The sequence below is a fragment of the Stenotrophomonas sp. 59 genome (assembly GCF_030291095.1).
GTDB classification, from domain to species: Bacteria; Pseudomonadota; Gammaproteobacteria; order Xanthomonadales; family Xanthomonadaceae; genus Stenotrophomonas; species Stenotrophomonas maltophilia_Q.
Genome location: NZ_CP127408.1, coordinates 1,908,443 through 1,930,983 on the forward strand (window position 1 = coordinate 1,908,443; position 22,541 = coordinate 1,930,983).

The 22,541-nt window shown below is 66.7% G+C and carries 19 protein-coding genes; 12 read left to right on the top strand and 7 right to left on the bottom strand.

From position 1 onward, the window contains the following. Window positions 1–29: 29 nt before the first annotated feature. A complete protein-coding gene (locus tag QP552_RS08860) occupies window positions 30–1,274 on the bottom strand; it encodes a hypothetical protein (RefSeq protein ID WP_286075612.1) in 1,245 nt (414 codons plus the stop codon). A gap of 79 nt (window positions 1,275–1,353) precedes the next feature. Next, window positions 1,354–2,355: a transcriptional regulator FtrA gene (ftrA, locus tag QP552_RS08865; RefSeq protein ID WP_286075613.1), complete on the bottom strand. Its 1,002-nt coding sequence runs from the start codon at window positions 2,353–2,355 to the stop codon at window positions 1,354–1,356. 420 nt (window positions 2,356–2,775) lie between these two features. On the opposite strand from ftrA, the gene QP552_RS08870 reads away from it, so the two are divergent. The 9 genes from QP552_RS08870 (at window position 2,776) to QP552_RS08910 (ending at window position 13,434) form a co-directional block, all read left to right on the top strand. Beyond that, a complete protein-coding gene (locus QP552_RS08870) occupies window positions 2,776–5,352 on the top strand; it encodes a TonB-dependent receptor (RefSeq protein WP_286075614.1) in 2,577 nt (858 codons plus the stop codon). A 117-nt stretch (window positions 5,353–5,469) separates the two neighbouring features. Continuing rightward, the gene (gene msuE / locus QP552_RS08875; RefSeq protein WP_286075615.1) at window positions 5,470–6,051 is read left to right on the top strand and encodes an FMN reductase; all 582 of its coding nucleotides are present in this window, start codon (window positions 5,470–5,472) and stop codon (window positions 6,049–6,051) included. Window positions 6,052–6,209: 158 nt separating this feature from the next. After that, entirely contained in the window at window positions 6,210–6,572 is a 363-nt protein-coding gene (locus QP552_RS08880; RefSeq protein ID WP_005416277.1) for a DUF3088 family protein, read from the top strand. A 14-nt stretch (window positions 6,573–6,586) separates the two neighbouring features. After that, complete coding sequence (locus QP552_RS08885; RefSeq protein ID WP_286075616.1) at window positions 6,587–7,564, top strand: MsnO8 family LLM class oxidoreductase; 978 nt, start codon at window positions 6,587–6,589, stop codon at window positions 7,562–7,564. Between the two features lie 18 nt (window positions 7,565–7,582). Beyond that, window positions 7,583–8,926 carry an LLM class flavin-dependent oxidoreductase gene (locus QP552_RS08890; protein WP_111113774.1) on the top strand — a complete coding sequence of 448 codons (1,344 nt, stop codon included), beginning with the start codon at window positions 7,583–7,585 and terminating at the stop codon, window positions 8,924–8,926. 4 nt (window positions 8,927–8,930) lie between these two features. Continuing rightward, a complete protein-coding gene (locus tag QP552_RS08895; protein WP_286075617.1) occupies window positions 8,931–10,151 on the top strand; it encodes a M20 aminoacylase family protein in 1,221 nt (406 codons plus the stop codon). Next, on the top strand, window positions 10,148–10,699 hold the full coding sequence (locus QP552_RS08900) for a GNAT family N-acetyltransferase (protein ID WP_106549611.1): 552 nt from the start codon (window positions 10,148–10,150) through the stop codon (window positions 10,697–10,699). Before QP552_RS08895 ends, QP552_RS08900 begins: the two co-directional genes overlap by 4 nt. Continuing rightward, window positions 10,696–12,441: an amino acid ABC transporter permease/ATP-binding protein gene (locus QP552_RS08905; RefSeq protein ID WP_286075618.1), complete on the top strand. Its 1,746-nt coding sequence runs from the start codon at window positions 10,696–10,698 to the stop codon at window positions 12,439–12,441. Before QP552_RS08900 ends, QP552_RS08905 begins: the two co-directional genes overlap by 4 nt. Before the next feature lie 15 nt (window positions 12,442–12,456). Then, entirely contained in the window at window positions 12,457–13,434 is a 978-nt protein-coding gene (locus tag QP552_RS08910; RefSeq protein WP_286075619.1) for an ABC transporter substrate-binding protein, read from the top strand. Between the two features lie 159 nt (window positions 13,435–13,593). Here the strand turns inward: QP552_RS08910 and QP552_RS08915 are convergent, their stop codons facing one another. After that, window positions 13,594–16,713, bottom strand: a complete 3,120-nt coding sequence (locus QP552_RS08915) for a discoidin domain-containing protein (RefSeq protein WP_286075620.1) — start codon at window positions 16,711–16,713, stop codon at window positions 13,594–13,596. A gap of 243 nt (window positions 16,714–16,956) precedes the next feature. On the opposite strand from QP552_RS08915, the gene QP552_RS08920 reads away from it, so the two are divergent. Further along, entirely contained in the window at window positions 16,957–17,199 is a 243-nt protein-coding gene (locus tag QP552_RS08920) for a hypothetical protein (RefSeq protein WP_106549607.1), read from the top strand. 34 nt (window positions 17,200–17,233) lie between these two features. Then, complete coding sequence (locus tag QP552_RS08925) at window positions 17,234–17,731, top strand: DNA-binding protein (RefSeq protein WP_106549644.1); 498 nt, start codon at window positions 17,234–17,236, stop codon at window positions 17,729–17,731. Window positions 17,732–17,766: 35 nt separating this feature from the next. On the opposite strand, the gene QP552_RS08930 is transcribed toward QP552_RS08925, so the two are convergent. Beyond that, the gene (locus QP552_RS08930) at window positions 17,767–18,843 is read right to left on the bottom strand and encodes an MBL fold metallo-hydrolase (RefSeq protein WP_106549606.1); all 1,077 of its coding nucleotides are present in this window, start codon (window positions 18,841–18,843) and stop codon (window positions 17,767–17,769) included. Between the two features lie 104 nt (window positions 18,844–18,947). Between QP552_RS08930 and QP552_RS08935 the strand changes: the two genes are divergently transcribed. Next, window positions 18,948–19,559: a TetR/AcrR family transcriptional regulator gene (locus tag QP552_RS08935; RefSeq protein WP_106549605.1), complete on the top strand. Its 612-nt coding sequence runs from the start codon at window positions 18,948–18,950 to the stop codon at window positions 19,557–19,559. Here the strand turns inward: QP552_RS08935 and QP552_RS08940 are convergent. From QP552_RS08940 to QP552_RS08950, 3 genes are all read right to left on the bottom strand, one after another. Next, window positions 19,556–21,502 carry an EAL domain-containing protein gene (locus tag QP552_RS08940; RefSeq protein WP_286075621.1) on the bottom strand — a complete coding sequence of 649 codons (1,947 nt, stop codon included), beginning with the start codon at window positions 21,500–21,502 and terminating at the stop codon, window positions 19,556–19,558. The genes QP552_RS08935 and QP552_RS08940 overlap by 4 nt on opposite strands. 63 nt (window positions 21,503–21,565) lie before the next feature. After that, the gene (locus QP552_RS08945) at window positions 21,566–22,252 is read right to left on the bottom strand and encodes a LysR substrate-binding domain-containing protein (protein ID WP_286075622.1); all 687 of its coding nucleotides are present in this window, start codon (window positions 22,250–22,252) and stop codon (window positions 21,566–21,568) included. Window positions 22,253–22,320: 68 nt separating this feature from the next. Continuing rightward, window positions 22,321–22,467: a LysR family transcriptional regulator gene (locus tag QP552_RS08950; RefSeq protein WP_286075623.1), complete on the bottom strand. Its 147-nt coding sequence runs from the start codon at window positions 22,465–22,467 to the stop codon at window positions 22,321–22,323. Window positions 22,468–22,541: the final 74 nt, after the last annotated feature.

Sequence of the window (22,541 nt, forward strand, 5' to 3'; positions counted from 1 at the left end):
ATCAAGGCTGAGCCTGCGTGCCCCGGGGATCAGTCGGCCAATACGGTGTCGGCACCTTCGCGGTAGCTCGCGCGGGCGCTGCCACACACCGCATGGGTGGCCGCACTGGCGGGCAGGCCGGTGGCCTTGATGCCGCGCAGTTTGTCGCCCTCGAATACTTCGGCGTAGCGTTCGGCGGCCACCGTGCCGTCGGGCATTACGTACAGCAGGACGCGCTGCAACGTGGATTGCCCCTGCAGTGGCAGCGGCTGCCGGAACGCAGGCACCTGCACGCGCGTGCTGTGCCAATGCGCCGGTGCATCGACGGTCTGCCAGCGCACCTGCAGGGGGGCGTCCAGCGACAACAATGCGCCGCCGAGGGGGTAGCCGTAGGCCGTGCAGTCCCCGGGCACGTCCGGGATGCTCGCGATGGCCCTGTCACCAATGTCCAGTGCGGTGCCATTGACCTCCAGCCGCACGATCGGTGCACCGCCGTAGTTGTGGATTTTGAACAGCACCAGGCCTTCGAAGCGGCTGCGTTCCAGACCGTCGACAGTGAAGCCACTGAGGCGGGCGAGCGTGGGCGCGACCTCCACATGATCGCTGTAGTGGTAATAGAGGTACACGAGCTCCGGTGTGCCAGGGCGCCGCCATCCGGTGTTGAATGGCGCAAGGTCCGGATACGGCCGGCGCTCCAGGGGCACATCGGTGACAGCGCGATCTCCAGAGGGTGTGGCGTAGCGATAGTGGTCAGCGGAGCGCTTCAGGCGCCCGTCCTTATACGGGAACGCTCCGTCTGCATCGGACTGTGCATTGGGATAGCGATGGAAGGCCATGAACTGCCCGGGCGTTTCACCCTGCATGGGCAGGTCCGGGCCAGCGCCGGAGCCGGTGGATGCATACGGCGTGGTGTCCAGCCACAGCGGCTGCCCGCTGAGGTTGACGTGCAGCTCTGCGATGGAGGCACGCGAACCGCCACCAAGGCTGGCCCAACTGCTCTGCAGGGAATGCCACAGCGGAATGATGAGCATGGCGGCGACGGTCGGCACGAACATCAGCGCGTGTACCCGGCCGGGCACCTGACCGCGCTGCCGCACCATGTAACGCAGCCACGCCAGCAGCAGGACAAGCAGCAAGGGGAGGCCGACCCAGATCGCGACGGTGGCCAGCGCCACGACGCCCCAGCCCAGGTAGGGCGTCGCCACCGCGATGAGCGAGAGCGCGGTGATAAGCGCGGCCAGCAGCAGCGACACGCCGATGCCGACGCGGTAATTCCGGTAGGGGCTGTCAGTCATCACCGTTCCATCGGCAGTGTGGGGCGTGCGCCTATCTTGCGGCGGTGGGGGCGCCGTGGGAAGCCGGGAAAGAGGGCACTCAGCAGCCGACCAGGCGGTCGGCACCGATGCCGTTGCGATGCTGGCTGCGGTATTCGGTCGGGCTGGCGTCGGCCTGGCTGCGGAAATGGCGGCGGAACGACTCCTGCGAGCCGAAGCCGGCCTGTTCGGCGATCCACTGCAGTGGCCGGTCCGTGGTTTCCAGCAGCTCGCGGGCGTAGGCCACGCGTTCGCGGATCAGCCAGTCGATCGGCGACAGGCCGGTGGCTTCCAGGAACTGCCGTTGCAGGGTGCGTTGGCTGAGTGCGGCCTGCTCGGCGAGGCTGCCAAGCGAATGTGGCTCGCGCAGGTTGCGGCGCATCCACTCCATCAGCTTCGCCAACCGCGTGGGCTCGCCGTTGGGAATGGCACGGCTGACGCGCTGGCTGCGCCCGGCATCGCGCCACGGTGCCAGCACCAGCCGTTCGGCGACGAGGTTGGCCACGCGCGCACCGTAATCCTTGCGCACCATGTGCAGCATCATGTCCATGCCGGTGGCCGAACCAGCGGAGGTGATGATGCTGCCGGTATCCACGTACAGCACATCCTCGCGCACGTCGATGCGCGGGAACGCATGCGCCAGCGCTTCGGTGAGGCGCCAGTGGGTGGTGGCTTGGCGGCCATCGAGCAGCCCGGCCCAGGCCAGCACGAAGGCGCCGGAGCAGATCGAAGCGATGCGTGCGCCACGTGCGTGGGCACGGATGAGGGCATTGAGCAGCGCCTGGGGTGGACGCTCGCTGGGCTCGCGCCAACCGGGAATGACGATGATGTCGGCGTCGTCGACGGCATCGAGTGTGTAGGGCAGCTGCACCTGGGTGCTGCCGAGCATGCGCAGCGCACCCGGTTCGCCCGCACACAGCTGGGTGCGGTACCAGGCCACGCCGAGTTCCGGCCGCACGGGTGCGAACAGGCCGACCGCACAGCCGAATTCGAACAGCCCCTGGCCGTGGCAGGCGACGATGGCAACGAGCGGCGCGGTGGGATCGGCGGGAGGGCTGGGCATGGCCTGATGCTACGGGTCGAGGTGCGCGGCGCGGAGTGGTGCGCGGGCATGAGGTGATGCCTGTGGAGCATGTGCGCGGGGGGCGTTGATCGGAAGCAGGCTGGGGATGGCCATCGGGCTTGGGACAACCGACTGGGTAGAGTCGACTGTTAGTCGACTATCGCGCGTAGCGCGGGCATCCAAGCGGTGTCGCCAACAGCAGTCGACTAACAGTCGACTCTACCCTGCGGTTCGCCGTTCGTCCGTCGCCATCCATGGAAGCGCCATCGGGCGGCGTGGCGCCCAGCGTTGCCTAACCTCATTACCAGCAGTCATGTGGGTGGCCGGATGTTACGGCTGGGTGACGCGTTCATGCCTGTCGCGGTGGGTGAACAGGCCCTTGAATGGAAGCGTGTTTCCGGCCCACCCCCACGAGCCCCCATGCCTGCCGCCCACACTCCTGTCCTGAGCTCTCTTGCCGTCCTGATCGCGGCCACCCTCGCCACGTCGCCCAGCCATGCCGCTGAAGCCGATGCGGATCCTGCCACCACGGCCGCATCCGCCAATGTCGCGGCATCCACGCTGGATGCCGTGGTCGTTACCGGTTCGCGCACCAGTACGCGCACGGTGAAGAACAGCTCCACGCCGATCGATGTGATCTCCGCCGAAGACCTCACCGCCACCGGCCAGGCCAACCTGCTGGAAGCACTGCAACGCGCGCTGCCGTCGCTCAGCCAGATCGGTGGCTACCAGAGCGACCAGGAGAGCCTGATCCGCGGCTACCAGCTGCGCAACCTGTCGCCGGGTTACACGCTGGTGCTGGTGAATGGCAAGCGTCGCAATGCCAGCGCCTACGTCAGTGGCGCAAACGGTGGCGGCTTTCCGGGCCATGCCTGGGCCGACCTGGCGCTGATTCCGGTCTCGGCCATCGACCATGTGGAAGTGCTTCGCGATGGTGCATCGGCCATCTATGGTTCGGACGCGATCACCGGCGTGGTCAACGTGATCCTCAAGTCGCAGGCACATGGTGGCGAACTGGCCGTGGAAAGTGGGCAGAGCACCGACGGCGATGGATCGCGCACCAGCGTGCGGGCCAACGTGGGCCTGCCGTGGGGCGCCGATGGCTTCGTCAACCTGTCCGGCGAGACCACGCGGCAGCACCATGCGATTCGTACCCGCCGTTACATCGATGGCTACCTGAGCTATCCGGCAGTGGATGCCAACGGCAATCTGGTTGCACTGCGCCCGAACAACCGGTTGCCGGCCGGCGCCTCGCCCAACCCGGCTGAAGCCACCCGCAATGCCGAGGCCAACACGATCCTCAGCTCCCCTTCGTATGCGCTGAAGGCGTTTGCGGTGAACGTGGGCCATGGCCTGGGTGACAGCGCGCAGTTCTACGCCAATGCCACCGCCAGCGATCGCACCGCGCAGGCGATCCAGAACTTCCGCCTGCCGGCGACCATCTTCACCACCTACAAGGCACCCGGCGTGTTGAGTGTGTTCCCCGATGGCTTCCTGCCGGTGCTGGAAACCAAGGAGAAGCAGTACACCGGCACCGCGGGCGTGAAAGGCCAGATCGCGGGATGGGACTACGACGCCAGCCTGACCGGCAACCGCAGCACGGTGCGTACCTACACCCGTAATTCGGTGAACTACTCGCTTCCTTACCCGGGATCGCCCACGGATTTCTATGACGGCAAGCTGGACTACCAGCAGGGTATCGCCAACCTGGACCTGCGCCGTGGCTTTGAGGTGGCAGCGTTCGCCTCGCCGCTGGAAGTGAGTGCGGGCGCCGAGTACCAGCACGAACAGTACGAACGCGGAGCAGGGCAGTGGGAGTCGTATACCGGCTTCGGTGCGGCCGCCTTCGTGGGCTACTCCACCGCCGATGCAGTGAAGGCTACACGCAACAGCAAGGCAGTCTATGTGGGCGCGGCCACCAACATCACCTCGCGCTGGTACCTGGATGCCGCCGCGCGCTGGGAAGACCATTCCGACTTCGGCAGCGTTTCCACGGGCCGCCTGACCACGCGCTTCGACTTCACCGATGCGCTGGGCGTGCGGGCCACGGTCAGCAACGGCTTCCATGCGCCCAGCCTGGGCGCGCAGTTCTACCAGGCCACCGGCAGCTGCCCCTGCGGCACAACGCTGGTGGCGCAGGTGTCGTCGCCGGCGGCGATCGCACTGGGTGCCACACCGCTGAAGCCCGAGAAAGCCACCAACTACAGCCTGGGCGTGACCTGGGACCCGAGCCCGGCCTTCCACCTGGCAGTGGATGCCTATCAGATCGACATCCGTGGCCAGCTCGGGCAGTCCAGCCAGATCGGCTACAACGCACAGGACCCGGCGCGCGTCACCGACAACAGCGGCACGGTGCTGAGTGCGGCGCAGAAGAACACCATCGATGCGCTGCTGGGGTCGGCCGGCATCAGCATCCTGCCTGGTGATGCCTTCTACGCCAGCTACTTCACCAATGTGGGCAATACCCGTACCCGTGGCGTTGAGCTGACCCTGGAAGCGAACCAGGAAACGGCATGGGGCAAGCTGCGCTGGAGCTACGCGGCCAACGTGGGCCGCACCACCATCCAGAAGGTCAGCGACATTCCGGCGGCGCTGCAGGGACTGCCGAACATCAACCTGCTGACCAAGAGCAGCGAGTACGCGCTGCGCTTCCGTACGCCGAGCTACACGCAGGTGGCAGGGCTGGGCTGGCAGAACGGGCGTTGGCGCTCGAATGTGGACTTCACGTATTACGGCCCGATCAAGCGCCTGAGCAACGGCGTGGAGTACAAGCAGCCGCCGGTGCTGGTGACCAATCTTTCTGGTGCCGTGGAACTGGGTGCGGGCTGGAGTGCGGCGCTGGGCATCAACAACGTGTTCGACAAGCGCACCCGCAAGGTGCCGGAGTACGCGCGCAGTGCCACCGATGTGGCCAGCATCGAGACGACCTGGGACAACGGCGATGTGCTAGGCAACGTTGGGGCGTACTGGTATGGGCGGATCAATTACCGGTTCTGACCTGGAGCAGTCGAGCATGGCTCGACTCTACAAGGGCGGGAAGCAGCCGAGCATGGCTCGGCTCTACAAAAGGCGAACGGCGGCCGGACGTAGTCCGGCATCATCGAGGAGCAGTTCATGTCTTCTGCATTGAAGGTGGTTGCAGTGGTGGGGTCGCCGACCAGTTCGGCGACGTCGCGCACGTTGCTGCTGGTGCGGCATCTGCTGGAGTCGCTGCAGCAGCGGGTGCATGCGAGTGTGGATCTGGTGGAGCTGGCGCCGATCGCGCGCTCGCTGGGGCAGTCGTTGTCGCGCGATGAAGCGGAGCCCGCCGTGGAGCAGGCGCTGCAGACGATCGAGTCGGCCGGGCTGCTGGTAGTGGCCGCGCCGGTCTATCGGGGGTCGTATCCGGGGCTGTTCAAGCACCTGGTCGATTTCATCGGGTTGGAAGCGCTGGTGGATACGCCGGTATTGCTGGCGGCAACCGGCGGTAGCGAGCGCCATGCGCTGGTGATCGACCACCAGCTGCGGCCGTTGTTCAGTTTCCTGCAGGCGCACACGCTGCCGATCGGGGTGTATGCCACGCCGGCCGACTTTGATGGCGAGCGTATCAACAGTGCAGCCTTGCAGGCACGCATCGCGCTTGCGACCGAGCGCGCGGCCGGGCATCTGGCAGCGCAGGCGCTGGCGGTACCGGCGCCGCTGCGACGGATCGCCTGACGGCATAACCGGCGGCGCTTTGCTTATGGCCAAGGCGCATCTGCATGGCCGGATCTGACCGCCGATTGTCGCCTGGCATCGCCGTCCCGGCGGCCGTCATCTCTAGCATCGATATCGAAGCGGCATCGCATTGCCGCCCCCCCGATGAGGACGCCCCCGTGAGTCTGGACGCAACCGACAAGCCCATCCTGTTCCTGCTCGACCGTGAGTTCGAGGACGGACAGATTCCCGGCCAGCGCTTCTTCTGCCGGCACAGCCTGCTGCTGGAAGGCGCGCTGTCGAGCATCGACGGCCTGGACGCGCAGCTGGATGTGCGCCGCATCGGCTTCGCGCGGCCGCGCCGCGAGGTGATTGCCGAGATCGGCGAGCAGGACCAGTCGTTGCCCAAGCTGGTGCTGCCGCAGGGCGTGCGCAGCGAACTGGCCAGTGGCGCGCATCAGGATCGCCAGTACATCTCCGGCGCCGAGCCGATCCTGGCCGCGCTGAACGGATTGCTCGGCATTCCCGTGGCCCACCCCTGAGCGAGGACGCGACGATGAGCTATCAGATCAGCGTGCTGGACAAGAGCCCGGTGGCCGAGGGCGCCTCGCCGGAGCAGGCGCTGCGCAACAGCCTGCAGCTGGCGCAGCGCGCTGAGCAGCTTGGTTATCACCGCTACTGGTTTGCCGAGCACCATGCCGCGCCGACCTTGGCCAGCCCCGCTCCGGAAGTGCTGGCGGCCTGGGTGCTGGCGCAGACCCGGCGCATCCGTATCGGAAGCGGCGGAGTGATGCTGCGCCACTACGCGCCGTACAAGGTGGCGGAGAACTTCAACCTGCTGGCGGCGTTGGCGCCAGGGCGCGTGGACCTGGGCGTGGGCAAGGCCCCCGGTGGCCTGCCGGCCTCTACGGCGGCATTGGCAGCGGGGCGACCGGCGTTTGCCGATTTCGACCAGCAGCTGCGCGACCTGGAGGGCTACCTTTCCGGCACCGAAACCGAGGCGCAGGCGCGCCCGATCCCGCAGCAGGCGCCGGATCGCTTCCTGCTCGGTGCCAGCCCGCAGAGTGCGCAGCAGGCGGCCGAGCTGGGCTGGCGCTTCGTCTACGCCGCGCACTTCGATGGTGATCCGAAGCACATTGAGGTCGCGTTCGACGCCTACCGCAGCGTCTCCTCGCAGCCGCCACTGCTGGCCACGGTGGCCTTCGCCGCACCTACGGCCGAAGCGGCTGCGCGTCACATCGGTGCGCTGCGCGTCTACAAGCTGCACCTCGGCCCCGGCCAGACGGTGAACCTGCCCAGTCCCGAGGCGGCCGCCGAATATGCGCGCCAGGTAGGCGTGGCCGACTTCCGCATCGAGGAAACCCGCCCCAGCGTGCTGTCCGGCGATGCGCAGCATGTGCGTGACGAACTGGATGCGCTGCACCGGCGCTTCGGCGTGGGTGAGTTCATCCTCGACGCGCCGGTGGCCGACCTCGACGCACGCCTGACTTCCCTTGAGCTGCTGTCGCCCGCGCCACGCGCGGCGGTGGCCTGACCTGCAGGAGCGATTCCCATGAGCACCACCCCGCGCCACATTCCGTTCGGCATCATGCTGCAGGGCCCCGGCAGCCACATGCATGCCTGGAAGCATCCATCCAATCCGGCTGATGCCAGCGTCAACCTGCAGTTCTACATCGACATCGCGCGCACCGCCGAGGACAACGGCATCGCCTTTGGCTTCGTGGCCGATGGCCTGTACATCAACGAGAAGTCGATCCCGCACTTCCTCAACCGCTTCGAGCCGATCTCGCTGCTGTCGGCGCTGGCCACCGCAACGAAGAAGATCGGCCTGGCGGGCACGCTGTCGACGTCCTACAGCGATCCGTTCACCGTAGCCCGGCAGTTCGCTTCATTGGATCTGCTCAGTGGCGGTCGCGCCGGCTGGAACGTGGTGACCTCACCGCTGGAAGGCTCCGGCCGCAACTACGGCCGCCCGCATCCGGAGCACGCCCTGCGCTACCAGATCGCCGATGAGTATCTGGACGTCGTGCAGGGGCTGTGGGATTCGTGGGATGACGATGCCTTCGTGCGTGAGCGTGACAGTGGCACGTTCTTCGCGCCGGAGAAATTCCGCCGCCTCGACCACAAGGGCCGCTTTTTCCAGGTGGAAGGCCCGCTCAACATCCAGCGTTCGCCGCAGGGCCAGCCGGTGATCTTCCAGGCGGGTTCGTCTGACGATGGCATCGCGCTGGCCGGCAAGTACGCCGATGCAGTGTTCACCCATTCTCCATCACTGGAAGAAACCCGCGCCTTCACCCAGAAGGTGAAGAACTCGGCGATCGCGCACGGCCGCAGTGGCAACGACGTGAAGATCTTCCCGGGCATCGGCCCCATCGTCGGCCGCACCGCCGAGGAGGCCGAAGCCAAGTACCAGGCGATTGCCGCGCTGGCCACGCTGGAAGATGCGCTGGCCTACCTCGGGCGCTTCTTCGATCACCACGATTTCAGCCAGTACGACCCGGATGCACCGTTCCCGGAGCTGGGTGACATCGGCAGCAATTCGTTCCGCTCCACCACCGACCGCATCAAGCAGGACGCGCGCGAGAAGGGCCTGAGCCTGCGCCAGGTGGCACTTGAAGCGGTGAGCCCACGGCCGAACTTCATCGGCACACCGGAGCATGTGGCCGACGAGCTGATCCGCTGGTTCGATGCCGGCGCCAGCGATGGCTTCATTCTCGGCTTCGCCGCACAGCGCGAAGGCCTGGACGATTTCGTGACCCAGGTGCTGCCGATTCTGCAGGCGCGCGGCTACCACCAGCGTGAGCTGGAAGGGCAGACCCTGCGCGAGCATCTGGGCCTGCCGTACAAGGCCAGCCGTCATTCAACCGACGCCGAACCAGCGCGGAAGGTGGGGTAAGGCGATGAGCGGAGAGAGTTCGGTAGCGCCGGGCCACGCCCGGCGAAATCCCGCGTCCATCGGCGTGCTGCCCGAAATCGCAGCACGCGCCGAGGCCGCCATCGCGATCCGCCACGATCTGCACCGGCACCCGGAGCTGGCCTTCGAGGAGCATCGCACCAGCGCTCGCGTGGCCGAGCTGCTGCAGCAGTGGGGCTACGAGGTGACCACCGGCCTCGGTGGCACCGGCGTGGTCGGCACGCTGCAGCGCGGGCAGGGCAGCCGTCGGCTGGGCCTGCGTGCAGATATCGATGCATTGCCGATCCACGAAGACTCCGGGCTGGCCTACGCCAGCCAGAACGAGGGGCTGATGCATGCCTGCGGCCACGATGGCCATACCGCCATCCTGCTGTCGGCCGCGCATTACCTGGCCCACCACGGGCGCATCGACGGCACCCTGCAGCTGGTGTTCCAGCCTGCTGAGGAGACTGGTTCGGGCGCGTCGAAGATGATTGCCGATGGACTGTTCGAGCGCTTCCCGGTGGATGCGATCTATGGGCTGCACAACTGGCCGGGCGTGCCGGTGGGTCACTTCGGTTTCGTCGATGGGCCGGCAATGGCATCGGTGGACTGGGCGCGGCTGAAGGTGATCGGCAAGGGCGGTCATGGCGCCGAGCCACAGGGCAGCGTCGATCCGATCCTGGTGGCGGCGCACATCATCACCGCGCTGCAGAGCGTGGTGTCACGCAATGTCGATCCACGGCAGATGGGCGTGGTCACCGTCGGTTCGATCCACGGCGGGCAGGCCGCCAATGTGATTCCAGACGTGGTCGAGCTGAAGCTGACCGTTCGCGCCTATCTGCCTGAGGTGCGCGATACGCTGCGGCGCCGCGTCACCGAACTTGCCGAGCAGACCGCTGCAGCGTTCGGTGCGCGCGCCGAGATCGAGTTCCCGCGCGGCTTCCCCAGCGTGATCAATCACCCGCAGCAGACCGCCTACATCCGCGAGGTGGCGGTGCAGGGCTTCGGTGCCGAACAGGTCGTTCCCGAGTTTGCGCCGCGCACGGCCAGCGAGGATTTCGCCTTCCTGCTGCAGGCGCGGCCCGGCAGCTTCGTGTTCGTGGGCAACGGTGACAGCGCCCCGCTGCACAGCCCGCGCTATGTGTTCAACGACGCGGCCATCGCACCCGCCGCCAGCCTGTGGGCACGGCTGGCCGAAGACTATCTGGTGAAGGACGCGACATGAGCAGCAACGAACGCTTCCTCTATACCTCGGTGGATGATCCGCTGGCACGGCCACTGTTCGATGGCCTGGAGCAGGAGTACGACAGCCGCTACGCCGACGTGCGCCGCCGCATCGGCGGCAGCGCCCGCGAGGAACTGCAGCGCTACCCGGCGCAGGCCTTCGCCGCACCGGTAGGGGCGTTCGTGCTGCTGCTGCGTGATGGCGCTGCCATCTCGGGTGGCGCCTTCATGCCGCATCGTGATCCGGATACCGCCGAGTTCAAGCGCATCTGGACGCTGCCCGGGCTGCGCCGCCAGGGCATCGCGCGGCGCGTGTTGCAGGAGCTGGAAGACCAGGCGGCACGCCAGGGCTATCGGCGAGTGTTCCTGACAACCGGCTTCCGCCAGCCCGAGGCGGTCGGCCTGTACCTCAGCCATGGCTACACCGCGCTGTTCGATCTGGACGCGGATCCTGAAACCATCGCGCACCTGCCGTTCGAGAAGCTTCTTGGGCAACCGGCGCCAGTGCTTTCGCCGTCCCAGACAGTGCTGCACGGAGCCCACGCATGAGTACGCCGTCGTCTGCGCTTGAGGGGATCACCGCGCGTCCAGCGCCAGCGCCCGAGTTGAAGGTCGTACCGGCCCGGCATCCGCTGCAGGTGGTTGGCACGGTGCTGGCGCTGGCGCTGATCCTGATCGGCCTTCAATCAGTACTTGGCAATCCGCGCTGGGGCTGGGGCACCTTTGCCGAATGGTTCTTCGCGCGTCCGGTGCTTGAAGGCCTCGGCCGCACGTTGCTGCTGACCGCGCTTGGTACCGGCCTCGGTTTCGCGCTGGGTACCTTGCTGGCGCTGGCCCGCGTATCCGGCTCGCCGCTGCTGTCGGCGGTGTCGTGGGGCTACGTGTGGCTGTTCCGCTCGATCCCGCTGCTGGTGCTGTTGCTGCTGCTGAACAACCTGGGCTACCTGTACAGCACCATCGAGCTGGGCGTGCCGTTCACTGGCATCAGCCTGTTCTCGTACCCGACCACGCAGCTGATCGGCGTGTTCACCGCGGCCGTTCTGGGTCTGACCCTGAACCAGGCAGCGTTCTCGGCCGAGGTGATCCGTGGCGGCATTCTCTCGGTCGACCACGGACAGTATGAGGCGGCCGCTGCCCTTGGCCTGCCGCGTGGTCGCCAAGTGCGACGCATCATCCTGCCACAGGCAATGCGCTCGATCCTGCCGGCCGCGTTCAACGATGTGATCGGCCTGGCCAAGAGCACGTCGGTGGTCTACGTGCTGGCGCTGCCGGAGCTGTTCTACACCGTGCAGGTGATCTACCGCCGCAATCTGGAGGTGGTGCCGCTGCTGATGGTGGCCACAGTCTGGTACCTGGTGATCCTGACCGTGCTGTCGCTGCTGCAGCGGCGCGTGGAGCAGCGCTTCGCGCGCGGCCAGCTGCAGCGCGAGCGCTCGGTGTCGCGCATCTCATCGCCTCAGCGCGTGCAGAGCGATGCCGCACCGCGCGTGGCCAACCGCCCGCGCATCGCCACCCAGGTCGAAGCGGGCGAGGGTGCGGCGGTATCGCTGCACGGCGTGGGCAAGGCATTCGGCGAGCAGCCGGTGCTGGAAGACGTGAGCCTGGACCTGCGCGCCGGCAGCGTGACCGTGCTGATCGGCCCCTCGGGTGCTGGGAAATCCACGCTGCTGCGGCTGATCAACCACCTGGAGCGCGCCGACAGTGGCTACGTGACTGTCGGTGGCCAGCTGATCGGCTACCGACGCGATGGTGACACCCTGTACGAACTGCCGGAGCGTGAGATCCGCCGTCGCCGCGCCGAAGTCGGCATGGTGTTCCAGGGCTTCAACCTGTTCCCGCACCTGACCGCGCTGGAGAACATCATCGAGGCGCCGATCGCCGTGCGTGGCGTGCCGCGCGCGCAGGCCGAAGAGCAGGCGCGCACGCTGCTGGAGCGGGTCGGCCTGGCCGACAAGGCCGATGCGTTCCCACGCCAGTTGTCAGGGGGCCAGCAACAGCGCATCGCGATTGCCCGCGCGCTGGCGCTGCAGCCGAAGGTGCTGTTGTTCGACGAACCCACCTCGGCGCTGGACCCGGAGCTGGTGGCGGAAGTGCTCAGTGTGATCGAAGAGTTGGCCAGCTCCGGTACCACGCTGGTGATCGTCACCCATGAGCTGGGCTTCGCCCGCCGAGTGGCCGACCACGTGGTGATGATGGACCAGGGCCGGGTGATCGAGCAGGGCACGCCCGAGGCGTTGTTCGAGCGCCCGCGCCAGCAACGCACGGCCGATTTCCTGGCCAAGACCCTGTAAACCTCAAGGAATGCCATGAGCCCTGCAGCACCCCGTCGTCCCTCACGCAGTACCTTGTTGATCGCAGGTGTGCTGGTCATCGGCATCGCCGGCATCGTCTACTCGCGCGTGCGCCAGGCCCCGGAGGCTGCGGCGGTGGCCGCGACCAGCCTGGCCGGAGCGAACAGCACGGTGCTGAAGGGCACGCTCGATCCCAAGGCGCAGGCCTTGATTCCCGCCGGCTACCGCTTCGTCACGCCGGGGGCGTTCACCGTGGCGACCCATCCGGGACAGTTGCCATTGGCCGACTACGGCGCCGACAGCAAGGACGTGGTCGGCATCGAGCCCGACATCGCGCGCCTGATCGCCGATGCGCTGGGCCTGAAGCTGGTGATCGTGCCGGTGGCATGGGCCGATTGGCCGCTGGGGCTGGAGTCGGGCAAGTACGATGCAGTGCTGTCGAACGTGACGGTCACTGAAGAGCGCAAGAAGAAGTTCGATTTCTCCAGCTATCGTTACGACCTGCTGGGCATCTACACGCGCACTGACGGGCCGATCCAGAAGATCGAAAAGCCCGCCGATGTGGCCGGGCTGAAGGTGGTGGTCGGCGCCAGCACGAACCAGGACCAGATCCTGCGCCAGTGGGACCAGCAGAACATCGCCGCGGGCCTGAAACCGGTGGAGTACCAGTACTTCGACGACGCGGTGGTCGGGCGCTTGGCGGTGATCACCGGCCGCGCCGATGTCTCGTTCGAGCCCAATGCCACCGGCGCGTACTCAGCACGCGATGGCAAGGTTCGGCGCGTAGGCCTGTTCCCCGGTGGCTGGCCGAACGCCGCTGCGATCTCGGTGACCACGCGCAAAGGCAGTGGCCTGGCCGATGCGGTGACGCAGGCGTTGAACACGCAGATCGGCAGCGGCACCTACGCGCAGGCGCTGAAGCGCTGGAATGTGGCCGAGGAGGCGGTGCCGCAGTCGCAGACCAATCCACCGGGGTTGCCGACGCTGCAATGACGCCGGGCGTTGCCCGGCGCTACCTCCGTCTTTGTAGAGCCGAGCCATGCTCGGCTGCGGTTCGCGCGGTTCGCGCGGTTCGCGGCAGAAGCATCCACGCATGGCGTGGATCTACTCGCGGAATCTGCTTTCTGTAGAGCCGAGCCATGCTCGGCTGCTCTACCAACGCGCCTCCAGCGTCCTGAACGGCTTTGCCAACCGCACACCCTCGGCATCGAAGTTGGAAACGCTACGACCATCCACACGCACCGCCTTTGGCATCGTGCGCGCCGGCCACCAGACCTTCACCGCCGTCCCGCCGCGCAGCCCCTCACCAAGCGCCACCGTCAGCACGCCGTCGCGCTGCCGCGCCTGCATCTGCAACGTGCCATACGCGGTCGGCAGGCGTTCCACCGCCAATCCATCCTCCGCCACCCACGACGGCGGCGTACCCGGCAGCAGCGACAGCGCATCATCGTCTTCACGCATCAGCATGCCGAACAGCGTGCGGCCGTACTCGGCGCCGATCCAGGTGTGCGGCATGTCGCCGAGATAGCGCGGGAAGCGCAGCCGCGAATGCACCACTTCGGCCAGTACCTGCCACCCAAGCGGGCGTCGATCATGCAGAAGCCCCTGCAGCAGCTCGTCGGCCACCTGTGGTTGGCCGAGGTGCACGTAGCTCAGCACGTTGCGGATCTCGTACGGCGTGTAGGCGTACAGCGCGCCTGGCTGGCTGCGCTTGCGCACATCCTTGAGGTAACGGGCGAAGGTGGTCCGCAGTGCCTCGGCTGGTAGTACGCTCTGCGCCCCGGTGGGGTCCAGCGCGATCGATACCCCGGTGGGATCACCATCGCCCAGATCGGCAGAGGACGGAATGAAGTCGATGTCCTTCCACGCCATCGTCGCCCGGATCGAGGCGTGCAGCGCGTCGTAGAGCATCGTGTACTGTTCGCGTGCCCACACTGCGGTCTCGTGGTCGCCCAGCGATTCGGCCAGCCATGCGCCATCGTGCCAGCCCTTCAGTCCCCAGTAGTCATCCCAGTAGCTGTGGGTGGGCGAGGGGTAGCCCTCGTGGCTGATCGACGGCGCAAGAATGCCCGCGAAGCGCTCCGGCGCCGGCTGATCGGCCTTGTAGCCGGGCACCAGCGTGCGCTCGCGCAGTTCCTGCAGGAAGCGCAGCGCCGCTTTCACTTTCGGCAGATAGGCACGCACCGACCCGGGCCCGCCATCGAGGCGCGCGACATCGGCCACCAGCGCGACGTACTGGCCCTGGCTGTCGTACTCGATGTCCGAACCGAAACCGGTGTTGACACTGCCATCGTCGTTGAGGATCGGCGAGACCAGGCCGTTGGCATGCACCCCGTGTTCGCTGTACCAGGCCAGGTAGTCGCGCGCTACGCGGGCTTCGCCCATGCGCAGCAGCACCGCCGAGGTGGCCATGCCGTCGCGGATGAAGGAACGGTTGTAGTTGCGCGGGCCGGGCTGCATGGCTGGGCCGGTCTGGTTGATCAGCATGTAGGCGGCCTGCGCGCGCAGCATGTCCACCAGAGAGGGATCGGGCAGGCGCAGGCCGACCTGGCCCAGCCGTGCCTGCCAGTCTGTTGAAACCTGCGTGGCCAGGGTGTCGAATGCCGTGCTGGCGTCGCGCGGCAGCGAGGCCAGATCGAGCGGTGGTGCCTCGGGCAGCACACCATTGGTATCGGCGGCGGCAGTACCCAGCGGGAAGGCGGCCACGACGGCATCGCTGGCACCCGGATCCAGCGAGATACGGTAGTCCAGAGCGGCGGCGGCCAGACCCTGCTCATCGCGTGCCTGCTGGGTGGAGGGCAGCCGACCAGCGGCGAGGGCCGAGGTGATTTCCGTTGCGCCGTCCTTGCCGAAGGCTGCCGCACCGGACGCCGATACCGGCGTGAGCGAGCGCAACAACGTTCGCCCGTTGATGCGCACCGCCTGCCCATCGATGGTCACTTCACGGATCGGCGAAAGCCCCCCGTTCTGCCACGGCGGATTCATCTGCATCGGGCGCACGACAAGGCTGAGCGTGCCTTCGATCCTGGTACTGCCGGTGTTGTGCAGGCGGTGGCGCAGGAAGGTCACCGGCTGGCCATCACGTTCGATGGCGAACACTTCGCTGCGCAGTTCCAGCCCGGGCTGCGGCGACCAGGTGGCGGAGGGCATCGGCTTCCAGCCATCACGCAATGCATGCTGCACGTTCTGCCCGGCGGCACCTGCAGTGCTCCCATTGGCGCTGCGCCAGATCGGCTGCACCAGCGGCGCGCCCTTGAACGCTTCCAGGTTGCCGTACTCGTCGAAGATCGATTTCTGTCGCCCGGCATGCACACCGACAGCGGTCCAGTAGGTCTGCTGCATCTGCAGCGAGGCCGGGAACAACGCGCGCTGCGCACCGCTGGCGGCAATCTGGTACTGCTTCATCGGCGTCATCACCGCCTTCGGCCCGAGCAGGCGCAGGCGTGCCACCGTTGGTGCAGGGCCATCCACGCTCAGGCGGAATGCACGCACGGATTGCGCGGTACTGGCGGCGAGCCAGCTCTGCTTGTGATCTGCCGCTTGCGCATCGTGGGCCAGTTCCTGCCAGCGGCCTTGGGCGTCCTGTGCCTGCAGGCGGGCCACACCGCGCGCGCCATCGGCCCATTCCACTGCCAGGCCAGCCGTGGATTGCGTGCGCGGCAGCGTGATGTCGAGCGTGTGGCTGCCACCTTTCCCGGTCGGCAGGGCGACCGGACTGCCGCCTTGCCAGAGTGCGGCTGCCTGCGTCGCATCGACACCGCCGATGCGAGCGCTGAGTGTGCTGTCCAGTGGCTCCATCTCGAAGATCGACACGCCCCAGTCGGAGGTGCGCTGTGGGCTGGCCAGCCGCAGGTAGCGTGCCTGGCGTGGTGCGAAATACAGCGTTTCCACGTCGCCCAGCGAATCGGCCATGGTGTAGGCGGTCTGCCACTGCTGGCCGTCCAGCGAGGTCTGCAGCGAATAGCCTTCCGGGTTGGATACATCCCAGGTGAGGCGTACGCCGGCCATCATCGCGGGGGCCCCCAGATCGATCTGGAACCAGTGGCCAGGACTGAAGGCACCGCCGGTGACGGTCTTCGGGTCGCAGTCGATCAGGTGGCTGATGGCCATTGCCGGCACCTGCTGCGAGGAACTGCTGGCCTGCCATTGACTGCGCGGGGGAAGGGTCTGTGCCTGCGCGGCAGCGGTGAGGGCGGCCAACAGCAGGGGGGCGGCAGATTGCCATGGGAGAGCTGAGCGGGAGACCTTGGAGCGTTCGGCGCGCAACGTCATTACGGACAGCCTCGCAGGTTCGACCGGAATCGGGCGAGCCCTACGCTAGCAAGGGATGTAATCGGTTACATGACGCAGTGCAATAGCCCTTCGACGAGCGAGGAGATGAAAGGGAACAGCGCGGTGACGGAAGCGGCTCTGGACGCGCCCTCTGGATGGGCTACGTTCGGTGAAGATCGGTCAGTAGAGAGGGTTGTCATTTGACAACTTTCTTCTGGCGGGTGCAGACTTCGGAGAAGGCGGATGTCTCGTGTGCGTCACCCCGACAAGGACGTTGAAGCCGCATTGCGATTCGCGGAAGCGAGGGGTTGGAGATTGCGGGTAGGCGGCAGCCATGCGTGGGGGCGGATGTACTGCGCCTACAACGACAGCGAATGCCGGTGCGGAGAATTCTGCGTCGTGAGCATCTGGAGCACGCCGCGGAGCGGCTGCAACCACGCCAGAGCGCTGCGCCGCGTTGTGGAGAACTGCAGCCGCGAGCAATGAACAGTGGCCCAGGCGGAGACGAGGCGGGTAAATTATGGAATTCAATTTCACCCTGAAGTACCGCGTGCCAGGCGCATACGACGATGGTGACATTCTGGAGCGGCGCCTGGCGGAATCGGGCTGCGATGATGCGCTGCTGGGCATCGGGCGGCCGGGCCGGATGGCGTTGGCCTTCTGTCGCGAGGCGGACAACGCCGGTGCTGCACTGGCATCGGCGCTGGATGACGTGCATCGCGCCGTACCGGGGGCCGAGCTGGTCGAGGTGAGCCCCGATCTGGTGGGACTGACTGATGTCGCCGACCTGCTGGGGGTGTCACGGCAGAACATGCGCAAGCTGATGCTCGCCAATCCACAGTCGTTTCCATCTCCGGTTCACGAGGGAACCACTTCGATCTGGCATCTGGCCGACATCCTCGGTTGGCTGCAGGCGCGCGGCAGCGGGAAAGTCACCTCGGAACTGATGGAACTTGCCGCAGCCGCGTTGCAGCTCAACCTGGCCCGGGAAGCACACAGGTTGGGGCCAAAGGCGTAGCGCCGGACCAGGCCGGCGCACACGGGAGATGCAGGTTACAACTCCACCGTCTCCCACCAGCGCGTGCCCGCCTCCGGCGCCTGCATGTCGAGCGCTTCGCCCATCATCGGCGTGGCCACCGGCACGTTCTTCGCTGCGGCCAACGCGGTGATGCGTTCGAACGGCTGCTGCCACTCGTGCAGGGCCAGGTCGAAGGTGCCGTTGTGGATCGGCAGCAGCCATTTGCCGCGCAGGTCCAGGTGCGCCTGCAGGGTCTGTTCCGGCTGCATGTGCACGAACGCCCAGCGTGGGTCATAGGCACCGGTTTCGATCATGGTCAGGTCGAACGGACCGTACTTTTCGCCGATGGCCTTGAAGCCGTCGAAGTAACCGGTATCGCCGCTGAAGAAGATGCGGAAGTCGCCGTCCTGGATCACCCACGACGCCCACAGGCTGCGGTCGCTGTCGCCCAGCCCGCGGCCGGAAAAATGCTGGCCCGGGGTGGCGGTCAGGCGCAGGCCGTTGGCTTCGGTGGATTGCCACCAGTCCAGCTGTTCGACCTTGCTGGCATCCACGCCCCAGGCGATCAGCTGGTCACCCACGCCGAGCGGTGCGATGAAGCGCGCGGTCTTGCCGGCCAACTGCATCACGGCGGCGTGGTCGAGGTGGTCGTAGTGGTTGTGCGAGAGGATCACGCCGGCAATCGGCGGCAGCTCGTCGATGCTGATCGGCGGCGCATGGAAGCGGGCCGGTCCCATCCACTGCACCGGCGAGGCGCGCTCGGAGAACACCGGGTCGGTCAGCCAGTACTGGCCGCGAAGCTTCAACAGGATCGTGGAATGGCCGATGCGGAACAGGCTGCGGTCCGGCGCAGCGTCCAGCGTGGCACGGTCCAGCGGCTGCACCGGGATCGGATGGTTGGGCACGGTGCCCTTGGGCTTGTTGAACAGGAAGGTCCACCAGATCTCCAGGCCGTCGCGCAGGCCCATTGCCGGCTTCGGCAGGGCGTTGCGGAACTTGCCGTCGCGGTACTGCGGCGAGTCGGGGAAGTCGGGGAGAGACCAGGACTTGCAGAAGGTGTAGGCGGTCACGGCGAGGATTCCAAGCAGGAGGACAAGGAGCAGGCGCTTCATGGGTGACGTCCGCTGAGTACACTGCACAGTGTAGTTTCCGTTTTTTGAAAAGTACACTGCCGGGTGTAAAATGTCGGTGTCCGTTCAGCTATCCGGTTTCCGCCATGTCCCATGCCCCGCAACGCCTGACCGACCGCAAACGCGAAGCCATCGTGCGCGCGGCGGTGGAGGAGTTCCGTGCCTCGGGCTACGAGGCGACCAGCATGGACCGCATTGCCGAGGTGGCCGGGGTCTCCAAGCGCACCGTCTACAACCACTTCCCGAGCAAGGAAGCGCTGTTCTCGATGATCCTGGAGGAGCTGTGGGAACGCAGCGTAGCCAGTGATACGTTGCCGTACCGCGCCGACCAGACCCTGCAGGCGCAACTGCTGCAGCTGTTGGGGCAGAAGCTGGAACTGCTCAGTGATGCCAATTTCATTGATCTGGCAAGGGTGGCGATGGCCGAGATCATCCATTCGCCGGAGCGCGCGCAGGCCATCGTCTGCCGCATGGGCGAGAAGGAAAGCGGCGAGAGTGCCTGGATCCGCGCGGCCATCGCCGATGGCCGGCTGCGCGAGGTCGATCCGGAATTTGCCGGCCACCAGCTGCACGGCCTGGTGAAGAGCTTCGCGTTCTGGCCGCAGGTGACGATGGGGCAGGCGCCGTTGAATGCGCAGGAGCGTGCACGCGTGGCCGAGTCGGCGGTGGCGATGTTCCTGGGCTTCTACGCAGTCTAGTTGGCGGCGAAACGGCGGAACTCGTCGGCCGGCAGCGCTGCCGAGTACAGATAGCCCTGGCCGACATCCACGCCCAGTGCACGCAGTTGTTGTTCCTGCGCCAGGGTCTCGGTGCCCTCGGCCACGACAACCGCACCGCAGCGGTGCGCGACTTCGACGATGAAGCGCACGATCGACTGCGACTTGGCGTCGGACAGCGTGGCGATCAGCGCCTGTTCGATCTTGACCTCGGCAATGGCCAGCTGCGAAAGCAGGATCAGGGTTGAGTAGCCGGCGCCGAAATCATCCAGCGACAGGCTGACCTCGGCCGCCAGCAACTGCGCGATGTTGGCATCGACCACGTCGCGCTCGACGATCTCGGTCCATTCGACAATCTCCAGGCGCAGCATCGCACCAGGCACATCGTGCAGCTGCAGCAGTTCCTGCAGGCGCTGGCCGAAGCCGGGTTGGCGCAGGGATTCGGCGGAAACATTGACGGCAACGGTCAGCGCCGCACCATCGCGCCGGCACTGCTGCAGGAAATGGATGGCCGACTGCAGCGTGGCCCATTCCAGCTCGGCCAACCGCCCATGGCGGCGCAGCAGGGAGATCACCCGCATCGGTGCAATCATCCTGCCCTCGGTATCGCGCATGCGCAGCAGTGCTTCGGCGCCCACCAGCCGGCGGTCCTGCAGGCGATGCTTGGGCTGGTAGCACAGCGGCGCATCCCCCTGCTGCAACCAGCCTTCGAGCGAGCTCTCGATCAGGGCGTCGATCTCGCTGTCGCGCTGGATCGGATCATCGAAGAACACCACGCCCGATTCGATCGCACTCAGCGCCAGGGTGATCGCGCGGAACGGCAGGTGGCCATCGTCTGTATCGGTGGGTGGCTTGAGTTCGACCACCGCACAACGGAACAACGGGCGGAAGCCCGGCCAGTCACGGCCGACCCGGTCAGCCAGGTTGCTGGCCAGCTCGGTGATCTGTGGTTGCGTGCGCAGTTCGGGCAGGGTCAGGTCGCGCACCAGGATCGCCAGTGCGGCATCACCGAACTGATAGATCTCCAGCTGCCCGGCCGGCAGCGTGGGCAGCAACCGATGCACGTCATTGGTGCTTTCGCGCTGCCACAGGCCGTTGTCCTGCAGCGGACCGTAGCGTAGGCGCAGATCGCGCAGGTTGCCCATCTCGGCCACGATCAGGCAGGCCTTGCCGATGTCGTCGTTGTCGCGCCAGAAGTGCTGCAGGCGTTCGCCGAGCGCGCGCATGTTGGGCAGGCCACTGATCGGGTCGATACGCAGCCAGGCCTGTTCGCGTTGGCGCTGCGCGTCGATCTGCGCATCGTTGTAGACCAGTGCGAACACCGCGCCCAGCATCAGCAGTGACAGCGGCAGCGCCAGCAGGCGCTGGATCGCCAGCTCTTCCACCGGCAGCAGATCGGCGCCGATGATCGCCACGCCCAGGGCCAGGCCGAACGCGGTGACGGCGATACGTACGCCCCAGGCCTGCAGGATCATGCGCAGCGAGAGTTCGTTGAGCATGCGTGGATGCAGGCGCCTGCGCAGCCAGACGCCTGCCATCATCTGCAGTGCGGCCTCCAGGCCAGCAGGCAGGAAGTACAGCGTGCCGGCGAACTGATAGCGGGCCAGCAGGCTGGCGCCGAGGCAGGCCAGTCCGCCGCGCCAGCCGCCAAGCAGGCCACTGACCAGCAGGATGTCGAAGCCCAGATGGAGCTTGACCACCCCTTGCGTATAGCGGGCCACGAACCAGGAGTTGAACAGGTAGATCAGGCCCAGCGCTACGCCCACGTACAGGCGGCGGCCTTCAATGGCGTGGCCGGCGCGACGGGTGGCGATCAGCAGCACGCCGATCATGCCGATCACCGCCGTGGCCTGCAGCAGGTACAGCGGCAGGCTGGGCAGGGCGCTGTCCAGGACCTGGGCCGCAACCCGTGAAAGCGCATCCATAGCAGGTTCCCGCCTGTGACCGACGGCCAGTGACGAGCAGCGTAGTCGCAGCAGCGCGCAGGTTCAATTGCACTGGCCGCCCCGGGGCAGGAGGTGTTCGGCCATGAAATCGACGAACGCGCGCACGCGGGGCTGCTGATGGCGATGGCTTGGCCAGAGTGCCCAGAAGATGCTTTGTTCGGTGCTCCATGGGTCCAGGACACTGACGAGCACACCGCGGTCGAGCGCATCGCGGACGGCGAAGTCGGGCAGGCAGGCGATGCCATGGCCATCAATGGCCATGTGCAGGATCGTCTCAAGATGGTTGGCGGTCATGGCCGGTGCCAGCCGCGTCTCCTGGCCACCCTCTTGCGCCGTCAGTGGCCAACGTTCGATCAGGCCGGTGCCGGGAAAGCGATGGAGAAGGCATGCGTGGCTGCCCAGGTCGTCCGGGTGCTGTGGCGTGCCGCGCCTGGCGAAGTAGGCAGGGGCGCCTACGCAGCGCAGCCGGGTACTGCCGAGGTTGCGGCCGTGCAGCCGGGAGTCGGCGGGACTGCCTGTCCGGACCACTGCGTCGAAACCTTCTTCGATGACATCGACAAGACGATCGCTGAAGTGCAGGTCGAGTTCGACGGCGGGGAAGCGGTGCGCAAATGCCGAAAGCACGGGCAGCATCAGTCCGCTTGCGAGTGGGAGGCTGACTTTCAGGCGACCGCTGGGCGCGGCGTGGGCGTCGGTCAGCTCGCGCTCTGCGGCCGTGACCTCCAGCATGATGCGACGGCATCGTTCAAGAAACTGCTCGCCTTCGGCAGTGAGGCTGACACTGCGTGTATTGCGATTCAGGAGGCGCGTCCCAGGCGCTCCTCGAGCCGGGCGATGGTCTTGCTTGCCGCCGAGGGCGTGATGCCACGCTGTCGCGCTGCGGCCGCGAAGCTGCGCGCCTCGGCAACCAGAACGAAGAGGCTGAGGCCGGCAAAGCTGTCCATGGGGGTGATTGATGACGTTTGTGTCATCAAAGTATGTACCACTTGGTGGATTTTTCCAGAATAGCGTCGCCGAT

Coding starts and splice junctions, on each gene's coding strand:
- QP552_RS08860 (WP_286075612.1), bottom strand. CDS start 1,274: ATGACTGACAGCCCCTACCGGAATTACCGCGTCGGCATCGGCGTGTCG.
- ftrA (WP_286075613.1), bottom strand. CDS start 2,355: ATGCCCAGCCCTCCCGCCGATCCCACCGCGCCGCTCGTTGCCATCGTC.
- QP552_RS08870 (WP_286075614.1), top strand. CDS start 2,776: ATGCCTGCCGCCCACACTCCTGTCCTGAGCTCTCTTGCCGTCCTGATC.
- msuE (WP_286075615.1), top strand. CDS start 5,470: ATGTCTTCTGCATTGAAGGTGGTTGCAGTGGTGGGGTCGCCGACCAGT.
- QP552_RS08885 (WP_286075616.1), top strand. CDS start 6,587: ATGAGCTATCAGATCAGCGTGCTGGACAAGAGCCCGGTGGCCGAGGGC.
- QP552_RS08890 (WP_111113774.1), top strand. CDS start 7,583: ATGAGCACCACCCCGCGCCACATTCCGTTCGGCATCATGCTGCAGGGC.
- QP552_RS08895 (WP_286075617.1), top strand. CDS start 8,931: ATGAGCGGAGAGAGTTCGGTAGCGCCGGGCCACGCCCGGCGAAATCCC.
- QP552_RS08900 (WP_106549611.1), top strand. CDS start 10,148: ATGAGCAGCAACGAACGCTTCCTCTATACCTCGGTGGATGATCCGCTG.
- QP552_RS08905 (WP_286075618.1), top strand. CDS start 10,696: ATGAGTACGCCGTCGTCTGCGCTTGAGGGGATCACCGCGCGTCCAGCG.
- QP552_RS08910 (WP_286075619.1), top strand. CDS start 12,457: ATGAGCCCTGCAGCACCCCGTCGTCCCTCACGCAGTACCTTGTTGATC.
- QP552_RS08915 (WP_286075620.1), bottom strand. CDS start 16,713: ATGACGTTGCGCGCCGAACGCTCCAAGGTCTCCCGCTCAGCTCTCCCA.
- QP552_RS08920 (WP_106549607.1), top strand. CDS start 16,957: ATGTCTCGTGTGCGTCACCCCGACAAGGACGTTGAAGCCGCATTGCGA.
- QP552_RS08925 (WP_106549644.1), top strand. CDS start 17,234: ATGGAATTCAATTTCACCCTGAAGTACCGCGTGCCAGGCGCATACGAC.
- QP552_RS08930 (WP_106549606.1), bottom strand. CDS start 18,843: ATGAAGCGCCTGCTCCTTGTCCTCCTGCTTGGAATCCTCGCCGTGACC.
- QP552_RS08935 (WP_106549605.1), top strand. CDS start 18,948: ATGTCCCATGCCCCGCAACGCCTGACCGACCGCAAACGCGAAGCCATC.
- QP552_RS08940 (WP_286075621.1), bottom strand. CDS start 21,502: ATGGATGCGCTTTCACGGGTTGCGGCCCAGGTCCTGGACAGCGCCCTG.
- QP552_RS08945 (WP_286075622.1), bottom strand. CDS start 22,252: ATGCTGGAGGTCACGGCCGCAGAGCGCGAGCTGACCGACGCCCACGCC.
- QP552_RS08950 (WP_286075623.1), bottom strand. CDS start 22,467: ATGGACAGCTTTGCCGGCCTCAGCCTCTTCGTTCTGGTTGCCGAGGCG.